A 13,682-nucleotide genomic window follows, 5' to 3' on the forward strand; every position below is an offset into this window, starting at 1 on the left:
TATTAAAGAGCTTGCTTTCTTCTTTTACTAGAAAGAATCAAACATTCTAGCTAGATCCAACTCTGTGTCAAATACTTTTTATAAAATTTATATATGTAAATAAATTACTTTATTTAAAATAGCTATTATATGTTTTTTAGCTTCTGAATTACTGCCTTTGTATGAGGCTTTATCCCTCTCCAAAATAGAAAACTTGGTAGCTGTGAGCGGATTCGAACCGCTACGCCTTAACGGCAAGTGATTTTGAATCACTCATGTCTACCAATTCCATCACACAGCTAAACTTACAGTCATCCCCTATTTTTTTACTATACTAGTATAAAATATATAGAAATTAATGATGAATAAAATAATATAGCCTCAAGTGCTAATACTTTTACATACCAACTTGAGGAATTATATGTAATCACTAAAATATTACAATAGTAAAGCAAAATGATTCTCTTTAAAATTTTGCTTTCTTTTACACTAAATTTTATTGAATTATAGTATCTTTACTATACCTGTTAAATGATCTTTTAAATATGAATAAAATAAATTCACTTCCTCCTGCTGGATTGATACGTCGTTTGGGAGCACTTTTGTATGATTCTCTCATTATTCTTGCGATTGAAATTATTGCAGCTGGTATCGTTATTGCAATTATTTTTGCATTGCATTCTTTAGAGATAGTACACTATGGTGAATATGGTGATCCTGCAGGGTTGTTAGATAAACATCCTATATTAAGTCAATTGTTTGCAATTTATTTAAGCATAATATGGATCTGCTTTTTCCTTTTTTTTTGGGTAAAAACAGGTCAAACTTTAGGCATGAAAACTTGGAGAATACAATTGCGTAACCAAGATGGGAGAAGTGTAATTACAATTTCACAAGCTTTTATTCGATTAGCTACATCTGTGTTTGGTATTGCAAATTTTTCTATGCTTTTTAACATGCAACAACAAAGTTTTCATGATGTTCTCTCAAAAACCCAAATTGTGGTATTAAAGGATTAATATGCTTTGGTAATTTTACTATTTAAATTTAGCTATATAATCAATATTCCTTCTTTCTTTTTTATATATTTTTCTTTAATAAAATTATAGCTACAAGTAAAAACATAACGTTAGGTGCAATTGCAGCAAAAACTGGTGGAATAGAATAAACTAAACTGAAAGGAGAAAGAAATTCACCCGAAATATAAAAAATAAATCCTGCAATTATTCCAAATAGCATCTTTGTTCCCATGGTAACGCTACGCAATGGACCAAAAATAAATGAAAAAGCCATTAACATCATAACTGCAATAGTAAAAGGCTGACTTCCTTTTCTCCAAAGTGCTAATCTATAATGCGAAGAATCTTGTTCTGAATTTTCTAGATAAGTTATGTAATGATATAAGCCACTAAAAGATAATTCTTCAGGTTTCATGGTTACCACTGCTAACTTATCAGGAGAAAGAGGGGTATTCCAATGATAAATTGGTAATATTTTTTTTGAAATATTGCTTCCATTACGCATATCAGTAATTTGAGCATCCTTCATTTCCCATGTATCATCATTGCTAATGAAGTTAGCTTCCTTTGAAGATATAACTAATGTGAGATGTTTTTTATCATCAAATTTCCATATTTTTAAATTATGAATTTTATTAAATTCTACTTTACCCATAAAAATAAAGTCGTTACTATCTCTGGCCCAAACAGCAGTACGCAATAAAATTAAATTACCACCAGAAATTGCAATCGCTCTTAAATCACGAGCCATTTTTTGTGCTTGTGGGACTCCCCATTGACTAAAAATAGTCATAATAAACATTAATGGTACAGCGGTTTTAAGAACTGATACACCAATATTTAGCTTAGAAAACCCTGCAGCTTGCATAACAACTAATTCAGAATTTTCTGCAAGGACTCCAAGACCAATTAATGACCCAAGCATCACTGCCATAGGAAAAAACATTTCTAGATCACGAGGAATACTTAGTATTACAAATAATAAAGCTTGCAATAAATCATAGTTTCCTTCACCTACTTTTTTTAATTGTTCTACATATTTAATAATACTAGATAAACCAATAAAAGTGATTAGTACAAGCAAAATGCTTGTACTAATTGTTTTGCCAATATATACATCTATGATTTTAAACATGTATTTAAATTACCCTATCTATCTTTATTTTATCTTTAAGTTTTCTTACTAATACAGTATCCATACAATTTAGTACTACAGCAGAAACTAAAAGCCCAAAATTAATTGGCCACATACCAACAAAGATAGGAATAGATCCCTCTTCAATCGCTGATTTAATAGCACTGACTGATAAAAAATAAGTTAAATAAATTAATATTGCTGGTCCTATTTTTACAAAACGTCCCTGACGAGGATTTACTGAAGATAAAGGAATAGCTAATATTGTTAATAAAGGAACAGACACTACTACTGATAAACGCCATTGCAACTCAGCTTGAGCCTCTGCTGTAGAGTTAGATATAAGGTCTAACGTTGGAATTGCTTTCCATTCTTTTCCTTCAGTTTGTATAACACGTCGTCCTATTATCCCCTCGTATTCATCAAATTCAGTAATATGATAATCAAGATGATTTGGTATCCCTTCATAGCGTGTTCCTTCATACATAGTAATCATATAACGACCATCATCAGTAATTTTGATATCACCAAAATTAGAGAATATTATACTTGGCAAAATTGAATTTTTTGGACGAATCTGAGCAACAAAAACATTTTTTAATTTTTTATCTTGAATATCATCAATAAAAACTACTGAAAACCCATCAGAAATACGATGAAAACTTCCTTTTCTTAAAAGATCTACACTATTCCCTGATATGTATTGCTCCATTAATTCTGCTTCTCTATTTGCACTCCATGGTGCTAACCAAAATGAATTAAATGCAGCTATACAACCAGTAATAATTGATAAATATAATGCAGAACGCATTAAAAAATGATTACCAATACCCATTGAATTCATAACAATAATTTCGCTTGAAGTATATAAACGACCAAAAGTTAATAAAATACCGAGATACAAGCTAAATGGTAACATGAATAATCCAACTGCTGGCATGTTAAGAGTAACAATTGATAGAATCATTTTAGCAGGAATTACTCCATCTGATACTTCTGCTAAAACCTGTATAAATTTTTGACATAGAAAAACTAAAAAAAAGATAAAAAATATTGAAAGTTGGCTTTTAAATGTTTCATAGGTCAAATATCTAATAATAATCACAATGAAAGTACCTACATAAAACTTGTTTTTTAAACATTAAATCACTATATTTCTAAATCTTCAGTTTTGTTAGTATTTGCTAGCTTAGATTCTTGCTTAAGTACTGTGCTGGTTTATAGTATTTAGAATAAAAGTATTATCTAACATTTAGTTCTATTTGTCTTTAAGATGTCGGAGTAAGTAATGAAGTTTAGCGTTAAAAGTGAAAGTCCAGAAAATCAATGCAGCGCATGTATCATTGTTGGTGTTTTTGAACAATGTCATCTTTCTTTAGCAGCTCAACAAGTAGATAGAATAAGCGGAAATTATATTAGTTCCTTACTTAATCATGAAGATTTAAAAGGTAAACTAGGAGAAACGTTACTTTTATATAATGTACCATCTCTACTTTCAAAACGAGTTTTACTTGTTGGTTGTGGAAAAAAGTCTGATCTTGACCAATACCAGTATAAAAAAATCATCCAAAAGATGATCCAAAAATTAAATAAGATAGGTTCAAAAGAAGCTATATGTTTTTTAACTGATCTTTCTGTTAAAAAGCAAAATACTTACTGGAAAATCCGTCAAGCAATTGAAACTATTCAAGATAATCTTTATTCATTTGAAAAATTTAAGACTACTATACCAAAATTTTCACATCGATTAGGTAGATTAGAATTTAACGTATTGAATTCTAATGAATTAGTAGAAGCTGAAAAAGCAATGACTCATGCTCTTGCTATTGCTTCTGGAATAAAAGCATCAAAAGATCTTGGTAACATGCCACCAAATATTGCAAATCCAACGTATTTATCTTCTCAAGCTCTCAAGATGGCTAGCAAGTATGATAATATTATTACAACTATTATTTCTGAAAACGAAATGAAAGAACTAGGGATGGCAGCTTATCTTGCTGTCGGTTATGGTTCTAAGAATGAATCTAGCATGTCTATTATAGAATATAAAGGGAATCCTAATGCTAAGGCAAAACCAATCGTGTTAGTAGGGAAAGGACTTACTTTCGACTCTGGAGGTATTTCTCTCAAACCAAGTGAGAAGATGGATGAAATGAAGTATGATATGTGTGGTGCTGCCTCTGTGTTTGGTACAATGAAAGCATTAGCGAGATTGGATTTACCAATCAATGTAGTGGCTATTCTCGCTGGTTGCGAAAATATGCCTAGTAGCGACGCTTACCGACCTGGCGATATACTTACTACAATGTCAGGTCAAACAGTGGAAGTACTAAATACTGATGCTGAGGGCCGACTAGTACTTTGTGATGTACTCACTTATGTTCAACGTTTTGATCCTGACTGCATAATTGATATAGCGACCTTAACAGGTGCATGTGTGATTGCACTCGGTCATCATGTTAGCGCTCTAATGTCTAACCATCATCCTTTAGCTTGTGAATTGATAAGTGCTTCTGAACAAGCAAATGATCAAGTATGGCAACTCCCAATCTTAAATGATTATCAGGAACAGATTAAAAGCAAATTTGCAGATATTGCTAATATTGGTGATCGTTCTGCTGGGGCTATTACTGCTGCTTGTTTTTTATCTAGATTCACTAAAAAGTATCATTGGGCACATATTGATATAGCAGGTACAGCTTGGAAATCAAAAGGTTCAACCGGTCGACCAGTATCTATGCTTGTTCAATTCTTACTAAATCGTTCTAAAGCAGTGAACAAAAAATAGATTATATCTAGCTAGTTTAAAAACTTAGGGAATCGACTACTACTTCAGCAATGTTTATTCTCTAATTTATAATTTTTTTTACCAGTATCTTGTACTTACTTACATACTTTTAAATTTAGGAAGTTTTATTTCTAAGCTAGCTTTCAAAAAAGTAAGTTATATTAATACTTATATAGTATATATTATTAATATCTCCTTTCTAGAACTTTTAAAATAAAACTATTCTATTGGATTAAAATAATATTGAATTCTATGGAAAAAATATATAAACCAGAGTTAATTGAAGAAACTTTATATACCAATTGGGAAAAAAAAGGCTACTTTAAGCCACATGGTGACACTTCAAAAGATTCTTTCAGTATTGTCATACCGCCACCGAATATTACTGGAACTTTACACATAGGTCATGCATTTCAAACTACCATCATGGATACTTTAATTCGATATCAACGTATGAAAGGGAAAAATACCCTCTGGCAGGTTGGTACTGACCATGCTGGTATTGCTACTCAAATGATTGTTGAACGTAAAATTGCCAGAGAAGAAAACAAAAATAAATATGACTTTGATCGTGAAGATTTCATAAAAAAAATATGGGAATGGAAGAAAGAATCTAGCTCCACAATCACTGAGCAACTACGTCGACTTGGAGCTTCTGTAGATTGGGATCGAGAACGTTTTACTATGGATAAAGGCTTCTCTGAAGCTACAAAAGAAGCCTTCGTACGTCTTTATGAAGATGATCTTATCTACCGAGGTAAACGTCTGGTTAATTGGGATCCAAAACTATGTACAGCAATCTCTGACCTTGAGATAGAACATAAAATTCAAAAAGGTTATATGTACTATTTCCGTTATCCGTTAATAAATAGAACAATGACAAAACATAGTCAAAATTATGTCATTGTGGCGACAACAAGACCAGAAACTATATTAGGTGATACTGCTGTGGCAGTTAATCCAAAGGATTTTCGTTATAAAGATCTAATTGGTAAAAAAATCTTGCTTCCAATCACTAATCGATTAATTCCTATTATTGCTGATGATCATGCTAACATGAAAAAAGGTACAGGTTGCGTAAAAATTACACCAGCACATGACTTTGATGATTATGAAGTTGGACAACGTCATAATTTACCAATCATTAATATCTTAACTTTAAATGCCTGTATTAGAACTTCATCTGAAATTTTTACAACTGATGGAAAAAAAAGTAGTGTATATAATACTGAACTTCCAAAACAGTATCATGGAATGGAACGTTTTTCTGCACGAAAAGCCATTGTTTCAGAACTTAAACATTTAGGTTTAGTTGATAAAATCGAACAACATGACATAACAATTCCATATGGTGACCGCAGTGCTGTAGTTATCGAACCAAGACTTACTAATCAATGGTATGTTCGAACAAAATCTCTTGCTAAACCTGCTATTAAAGCAGTAAAAAACGGTCAGATTCGATTTTTTCCTAAACAGTATGAAAATATGTACTTTTCTTGGATGGAAAAACTTCAAGATTGGTGCATTTCTCGTCAACTTTTGTGGGGACACCGTATCCCTGCATGGTATGATAGTCAAGGAAAAGTGTATGTTGGTCGCACTGAAAATGAAGCAAGAAAAAAAAACAATCTTAATTCTTCTATCATATTACAACAAGACAATGATGTCCTTGATACTTGGTTTTCTTCTTCTCTTTGGATATTTGCTACACAAGACTGGCCCCAAAATACTGAAAACTTCAGGATGTTCTATCCTTCAAACGTTCTAGTATCAGGTTTTGATATCATATTTTTTTGGGTTGCACGAATGATTATGATGAGCTCGTATTTTATTAAAGATAAAAATAATAATTCGCAAGTACCTTTTAAAGTAGTTTATATGACAGGACTTATACGTGATGAAAACGGTCAAAAAATGTCTAAATCAAAAGGTAATGTTCTAGATCCAATAGATATAATTGATGGAATCAGTTTAGAGTCTTTAGTAAGTAAACGTTGTGATAATCTTATGCAAACTAAACTAGAAAAAAAAATAGAAAAAAATACACGGCAAACCTTCAGAGAAGGTATTACTCCTTACGGTACCGACGCATTACGTTTTACCCTTGCAGCGATAGCTAATACTGGCCGTGATATTCACTGGGATATGAATCGTCTTAAAGGTTATCGTAACTTCTGCAATAAACTATGGAATGCTGGCCGTTTCGTATTAATGAATGTAAAACATAAAGATTATAATTTTAAAAAAGATAAAAAATTTGAATATTCATTGACTGATAAATGGATTCAATCTCAATGTGAAATAACAACAAAAAATTTCACTTCGCACATAGATAACTATCGTATAGACCTAGCCGCTAACAGTCTATATGAATTTATCTGGAATCAATTTTGCGATTGGTATCTGGAATTCATTAAATTTGTTTTAACAAAAGGACAAGAAAGAGAAAAAGAAGCAGCACGTTATACCCTAATTACAGTGTTAGAAAAAACACTCCGTCTTACTCATCCTATTATGCCTTACATTACAGAATCCATATGGAAAAACATCAAACCACTTATGTATGGCATTGAGGGAGATACTATTATGCTTCAAAATTTCCCTCAATATGAAGATTCAAAATATAATCAAGAGGCAATTAATAATACTGAATGGATAAAAAAATTTATCATTAGCATCCGTAATTTACGTTATAAATATAAAATTTTACCAAATAAAAAACTACATGCTATTATGAAAATTAATCCAGGAGAAAAAAAATATTTAGAAAATAATCAAAATTTATTATTATCATTTTCTAAATTAAAGAAAATCGAACTTATTAATGAACACGATAAGCTCCCTCCATACGTAACAACAATGCTTATTGGTAAATCTGAATTATTTATTGTAATGGAAAATCTTACTGATAAAAGGAAAGAACTTATAGAACTAAATAGTAAAATGGAAAAAATCCAAATTAAAATTAAACACATTGAAAAAAAATTGGACAATACAAATTTTCTTTCAAAGGCACCAAAGGAAATTATAATAAAAGAAAGAAAAAAACTTAAACATTATGAAGAAACAATAATAAAACTTAAAGAGCAAAAGATAGTTATTAATCAAATAATAACTGTATAACTGTTTTTTTAATCTGCCAACTTGAACTTGCACTGTAGTTTAATAATGAAATATGATGAATTTACGAACATACATATTGTTTATGACGTTAGTTCTCCAAAATATTTTTGTTTTAAACTGGATTAAAAAGATAGAAAAAACCGATATCAAGTTTCTTTTAACTTTATTAAGAAATTTGATTAATGTTGTTTTTTTTACACTAATATCAACTCAAATCTTAGCCAAATCAGACAAATCTTTACAAGATGAATGCTGTTCCAACAAACAATGTGTAAATGCTAAATTGCCATTGATAGACTCTAATACATCATCAATTCAAATTGAAGCTAATTCATTAGAAGCTTTCAATCAAAATAAGGTAAAGTATTCTGGAAATGTTGTTATTGTTCAAGGTAACAAGCAAATTAAATCAGATACTGTAACATTATATGAAATAAATAAAAGGATTGTGGCACAAGGCAATGTTAATATTAACGATGGTAAATTAGATATTTTTTCTGATAAAGTAGTTAATTATTTTGATACTGATTTTATGCTAATGGAAAACAATAAATACAATTTCCTATGTAAACCAGGACGAGGAGAAGCTTATAAAATATCAAAGATAGATAAAAGCACCTACATCATGGAAAATGCTTATATAACCTCTTGTTCAGAAAAAAATAATACTTGGAAATTAAATGCATCACGAATCGTGATAGATCAAAATAAAGAAGAAGCTACTTTTTACCATCCTCGATTTAAAATTTATAATTTTCCTATATTCTACTTACCAATCCTAACTGTACCTATTAGCAATACTCGAAAGACTGGTTTTCTATATCCAAATATTTCTTACGGTTCCAAAAATGGATTCACAATAGAAACTCCAATTTACTGGAACCTTTCAGAAAACTATGACTTAGAAACTACATTAATACATATGACAAAGCGTAATTTACAATTTAATAATAAATTTCGTTATTTATCTACATTTGGTTCAGGAACCATACACTTGGAATTTTTACCAAAAGATAAAAAACATCCAGAAAAAAAGAAGCGTTGGGGGCTACTTTATAAACACGAAGGCAACTTCCAACAAGATTGGAAATTAAAATTTAATTACTTAAAAATAAGCGACAATAATTATTTCTCTAATGTAAACTCAAATATTGGCAACCAAGAAAATAATCAAATTCAAGAAAGCAAAATAAGTTATTATTCAGATAAGTGGGATATTTCATTGCTAATACATAACTTGCAACCATTTACTGAAAATGATATTCCATATCGCATAATCCCTCAGTTTAATTTTAACTACTATGCACCAATGCTAATGAAATTTTTAGATTTTGATCTAACGGGACAAATATCAAAATTTAATGCTAATAATAAAAAAGCCCCATCGACAATACGCATACATATTGAACCAGGGTTAAAGGTACCAATTAGTAATAGCTGGGGTGTTTGGATTACTGAAGCACGATTACTCGGAACATATTATCAAGAGAAAACAGCTCCCTCTGCTCACTTAAAGAGACAAAAGAAACAAATTACTCGGCTTATACCGACATTTAAAACTCGTGGAAGTATTATTCTTGAACGTCATATGAAAACCTTTAAAAATTACATACAAACCTTAGAACCAGAAATTCAGTACTTATATATACCAGAGAAAGAAAAATCTAATAGTTCTTATGACACGACCTTTCTACAAACCGACTACTATCATCTTTTTCGAAATAGAAACTTTAGCAGTATTGATAAAATTGTTGGAAGTAACCAATTTAGTTATGCTGTATCTTCACGATTTTTTAATAATTCTTATAAAGAACGTCTAAATATTTCGTTAGGTCAAATTTTTTATCTGAAGAAAAACTTTACTAATGTTCAGTCAAATATAAGTTCTTCTCACTATTCTAGTTTATCTGCTACAATGGATTTTAACTACGATGATAATTTATTCTATCATAGTAATTTTCAATACGATACGAATAGTAAAAAAATTCAATTAAGCAATTTTACTTTAGAATATCAATTTAATAATGGATACTTACAAACTAGCTATCGTTATATTAAACCTAGTTATATTGAAAAAATTCTTGCCTATGGCTATTCTAAAGACAGATTAAAAGAGTTAAGTCAATCTAAAATATCACAACTAGGATTACTCACTGCATATCAAATAAATCATAAATGGCAGGCCAATGCACAATATTTTTTCGATCTTACAACCAAGCAAGCATTAGAATGGCTTACAGGTCTAGGCTATCATTCAAATTGTTGGTATGTTGCTCTTACATATAGCAAAGAACTAAAAAATCAAAAAACTAAGAACAATAAAAAACCTAAATATGAAGACCGTTTCAATCTTAAATTTGGTATTTTGGGGTTTGGAACAAACTCTAATTTGAAGTTAAATAACAGAATTATTGGTAATGAATTTACCAGTAGATTAGGTTATAGTCATCCATTTTTATTGAAGCAATCTACAACTTAATTTTTTTTTATACCCCATAAATATTTTATCACAGGAGTACATCATATTGTGGAAATACATATTCTTTAGCTTTATTTTTCTTGCTAAAATAACGTTAGTAACTGCACAACCTGTTGAGCTAGACAAGATCAAAGTCATTGTTAATGAAGGTATAATACTCCAAAGTGAAGTTAATAAAAGACTTAAAATACTGAAGAATAGCATCAAAAAAGATAAAGATACAAAATTTCATTTTCAAAAAAAAACTTCAATTGAGCAAATACTAGAAGAACTAATTATTGAAACAATTCAACAACAAGAAGCTAAACATATTGGAATAAGCATAAGTAATGACTATTTAAACGATGTGATTACTAACATTATCAAAAATAATCGATTTAACATAAACAATCTAACTGAAAAAGACCTAAAAGAACAAATTCAAAAGAATCTTATGATAAAAGAAGTACGTAATATATTAATTCCTCGTCGTATCAAGATATTACCTATTGAACTCAAAAACTTAATTGCTTCACTTTTAAATGAAAGGGAAGAATTAGCTCAATATAAAATTATTCATATTCAACTTTGTTTTAACAAACAATTAAATAAAGAACAAATTCAAAATAAAGCAAAAATGTTACTTAACCAGCTGAAAAAAAGCACACAACCAAAATCTACATTTTATGGCTGTTCAAAAGAACCTCAAGTAATAAAAAATAATAGAGGATGGATAGGTATAAAAGAAATGCCAACTATATTTGCTAATCAAATTAAACAAGCGAAAATAAATAAAGGAACTATAATTGGACCATTCCAAAGTAGTATTGGTTTACATATATTAAAAATAGAAGATATAAAAGACCCTAATCAAGTTATTGTAACTGAAGTAAATGCTCGTCATATTCTCATAAAACCAACATTAATCTCTGATGATGATGAAATCAAAAGAAAACTTAACGGATTTATCTATAAAATTAAAACAGGAAAAGCAAATTTTGAGAAACTTGCTCGAGAACATAGCCAAGACCTAAATTCTTCTGCAAACAATGGTGAGCTCGGATACCAAAGTACTGAATCATACTTGCCTGAATTTCAAGATAAAATTAAATTATTACCTATCGGTCAAATCAGTAAACCATTTAAAACTACGCATGGTTGGCATATCTTAGAAATATTAGATCGAAGAAAAACCGATCATACCGAATTATCAATAAAAAATAAAGCCCATCAAATTTTATTTGAACATAATTTTAACTTAGAAACACAGGAATGGTTACGAGAGATTTATGCAAATTCTTTCATTGAAATAATTCAGGATAAATATGAGCATTAAACGTATTATTATTACATCAGGAGAACCTGCAGGTATTGGTCCAGATCTTGCGTTATTCCTTTCGACTGAAAATTGGTCACATCAACTAATTATTTGTGCAGATAAGACTTTATTATCTAAACGTGCTCAATTATTGGGTATTGATGTGAATCTAATCAATTATGAAAGTAATATGAAACCTATTATGCAAAAAGCTGGTTCTTTAATTGTGGATCATATCCCCCTAAATGATATTGTTATTGCAGGGAAAATTAATCCAAACAACAGTTGTTATGTATTAAATATATTAGAAAAAGCTATTTTAGGTTGCATGAATAATGAATTTGACGCTATTGTTACCTGCCCTGTACATAAAGGAGCAATTAATCGTTCTGGTTTTTCCTTTAGTGGACATACTGAATTTTTAGCAGAAAAATCTAATACATCACTAGTTGTCATGATGTTGTCAACTAAAGGTCTTAAAGTTGCGTTAGCCACTACGCATATCCCATTATCTCAAGTATCTAAAACATTGACGAAAGATAAATTAGAAAAAACTATTCGTCTTCTTAACAGAGAATTAATTAAAAAATTTAGGATAAAAAGCCCTTCCATTTATGTATGTGGACTAAATCCACATGCAGGAGAAAATGGATTTCTTGGCAGAGAAGAAGTTGAGATGATTATCCCAACATTAGAAAAGATTCGTCAAAAATATGCAATTAATTTAATCGGACCTTTACCAGCTGATACAATTTTTAATGATAAATATCTAAAAAAGGCAGATGTTATACTTGGTATGTACCATGACCAAGTACTCCCTGTATTAAAATATAAAGGTTTTTCTCGTTCAGTTAATATTACTCTTGGTCTTCCTTTTATAAGAACTTCAGTTGATCACGGTACTGCACTTGAATTTGCAGGGAAAAGAAAAGCAATTAATATAAAAAGTCTTAGGACAGCAATTAAATATGCAGTAAATTTAGGGGAGAATCATCTTAAGATATGAAAAAAAAAATATACCTAGGACATAAAGCTCAAAAACGTTTTGGACAACACTTTTTAAAGGATCCTCATATTATTAAAGATATAGTTTCCTTAATAAATCCAAAATCAGAAGAAAATTTAGTAGAAATAGGTCCTGGCTTAGGTGCTATTACAGAAGCGATTAACCAAAAAATTAATTCTTCTTTTACCGTAATTGAACTTGATGATAGTCTAGTTCAACGCTTACGTAATCATCCTACGTTATCAAATAAATTAATCATATATCCAACAGATGCAACATGTTTTAACTTTGCTAGATTAATAAAAAAAAATAAAAAATTGCGTATCTTTGGTAATTTACCATATAACATATCCACTCCCTTATTATTCCATTTATTTAAATTTCATACCAATATTCAGGATATGCATTTCACATTACAAAAAGAAGTCGGAGATCGACTAACTGCGAAACCAGGTAGCAAAGCATATGGCCGATTAACTGTAATGGTGAAGTATTACTGTCAGCAAATACTTCCATTATTAAATATCCCATCAACATCATTTTTCCCTGAACCAAAAATTGATTCAGTATTTATTCAATTAGTATTACATGAAAAATCACTAAATTCAGAAAATAATCTTATTTGGCTAGATAAACTTTGCCGTAATGGTTTTAATCAAAGACGAAAAACTATCCGAAATTGCTATAAAGAATTACTTGATATAAAAGCATTTAAAACATTAGGTATCAATCCAGATATGAGACCAGAAAATTTAACCTTAGAAGAATTTATAGCAATGGCTAATTGGGCAAATTTAAACTGCAAATTAAACAATTAGATTTTTATTTATCCTTACCCAATTTTTACTAGGTAAGT

9 protein-coding genes and 1 tRNA gene are annotated in these 13,682 nt (G+C 29.9%); 7 read left to right on the forward strand and 3 right to left on the reverse strand.

The genetic code is table 11. The features are described 5' to 3' along the window. Nucleotides 1-194: 194 nt before the first annotated feature. A tRNA-Leu gene (locus CF66_RS03620) sits at nucleotides 195-280 on the reverse strand. A 244-nt stretch (nucleotides 281-524) separates the two neighbouring features. Between CF66_RS03620 and CF66_RS03625 the strand changes: the two genes are divergently transcribed. Further along, complete coding sequence (locus CF66_RS03625) at nucleotides 525-998, forward strand: RDD family protein (RefSeq protein ID WP_034411713.1); 474 nt, start codon at nucleotides 525-527, stop codon at nucleotides 996-998. A gap of 61 nt (nucleotides 999-1,059) precedes the next feature. Here the strand turns inward: CF66_RS03625 and lptG are convergent, their stop codons facing one another. Both lptG and lptF read right to left on the reverse strand, forming a co-directional pair. Beyond that, nucleotides 1,060-2,133 (reverse strand): LPS export ABC transporter permease LptG, encoded by a 1,074-nt coding sequence (lptG, locus tag CF66_RS03630; protein ID WP_034411715.1) that lies wholly within the window; start codon nucleotides 2,131-2,133, stop codon nucleotides 1,060-1,062. A gap of 4 nt (nucleotides 2,134-2,137) precedes the next feature. Then, nucleotides 2,138-3,238 (reverse strand): LPS export ABC transporter permease LptF, encoded by a 1,101-nt coding sequence (lptF, locus tag CF66_RS03635; protein WP_016503909.1) that lies wholly within the window; start codon nucleotides 3,236-3,238, stop codon nucleotides 2,138-2,140. Nucleotides 3,239-3,421: 183 nt separating this feature from the next. Here lptF and pepA point away from each other — a divergent pair, with 183 nt between their 5' ends. The 6 genes from pepA to rsmA all read left to right on the forward strand — a co-directional run bounded on the left by pepA (nucleotide 3,422) and on the right by rsmA (nucleotide 13,644). Further along, on the forward strand, nucleotides 3,422-4,921 hold the full coding sequence (pepA, locus tag CF66_RS03640) for a leucyl aminopeptidase (RefSeq protein ID WP_016503908.1): 1,500 nt from the start codon (nucleotides 3,422-3,424) through the stop codon (nucleotides 4,919-4,921). Between the two features lie 252 nt (nucleotides 4,922-5,173). Next, complete coding sequence (locus CF66_RS03645; RefSeq protein ID WP_034411717.1) at nucleotides 5,174-8,044, forward strand: valine--tRNA ligase; 2,871 nt, start codon at nucleotides 5,174-5,176, stop codon at nucleotides 8,042-8,044. 82 nt (nucleotides 8,045-8,126) lie between these two features. Further along, nucleotides 8,127-10,523 carry an LPS assembly protein LptD gene (gene lptD / locus CF66_RS03650; protein WP_052541672.1) on the forward strand — a complete coding sequence of 799 codons (2,397 nt, stop codon included), beginning with the start codon at nucleotides 8,127-8,129 and terminating at the stop codon, nucleotides 10,521-10,523. Between the two features lie 46 nt (nucleotides 10,524-10,569). Beyond that, nucleotides 10,570-11,838: a peptidylprolyl isomerase gene (locus CF66_RS03655; RefSeq protein ID WP_052541673.1), complete on the forward strand. Its 1,269-nt coding sequence runs from the start codon at nucleotides 10,570-10,572 to the stop codon at nucleotides 11,836-11,838. Then, nucleotides 11,828-12,826: a 4-hydroxythreonine-4-phosphate dehydrogenase PdxA gene (gene pdxA / locus CF66_RS03660; protein WP_016503904.1), complete on the forward strand. Its 999-nt coding sequence runs from the start codon at nucleotides 11,828-11,830 to the stop codon at nucleotides 12,824-12,826. Before CF66_RS03655 ends, pdxA begins: the two co-directional genes overlap by 11 nt. Beyond that, nucleotides 12,823-13,644: a 16S rRNA (adenine(1518)-N(6)/adenine(1519)-N(6))-dimethyltransferase RsmA gene (gene rsmA / locus CF66_RS03665; RefSeq protein WP_016503903.1), complete on the forward strand. Its 822-nt coding sequence runs from the start codon at nucleotides 12,823-12,825 to the stop codon at nucleotides 13,642-13,644. Before pdxA ends, rsmA begins: the two co-directional genes overlap by 4 nt. The last annotated feature ends 38 nt before the right edge of the window (nucleotides 13,645-13,682 follow it).

It is taken from the genome of Candidatus Photodesmus anomalopis (genome assembly GCF_000731785.2).
Lineage (GTDB): Bacteria > Pseudomonadota > Gammaproteobacteria > Enterobacterales > Vibrionaceae > Vibrio > Vibrio anomalopis.

Coding starts and splice junctions, on each gene's coding strand:
- CF66_RS03625 (WP_034411713.1), top strand. CDS start 525: ATGAATAAAATAAATTCACTTCCTCCTGCTGGATTGATACGTCGTTTG.
- rsmA (WP_016503903.1), top strand. CDS start 12,823: ATGAAAAAAAAAATATACCTAGGACATAAAGCTCAAAAACGTTTTGGA.
- pdxA (WP_016503904.1), top strand. CDS start 11,828: ATGAGCATTAAACGTATTATTATTACATCAGGAGAACCTGCAGGTATT.
- CF66_RS03645 (WP_034411717.1), top strand. CDS start 5,174: ATGGAAAAAATATATAAACCAGAGTTAATTGAAGAAACTTTATATACC.
- lptD (WP_052541672.1), top strand. CDS start 8,127: ATGACGTTAGTTCTCCAAAATATTTTTGTTTTAAACTGGATTAAAAAG.
- pepA (WP_016503908.1), top strand. CDS start 3,422: ATGAAGTTTAGCGTTAAAAGTGAAAGTCCAGAAAATCAATGCAGCGCA.
- lptG (WP_034411715.1), bottom strand. CDS start 2,133: ATGTTTAAAATCATAGATGTATATATTGGCAAAACAATTAGTACAAGC.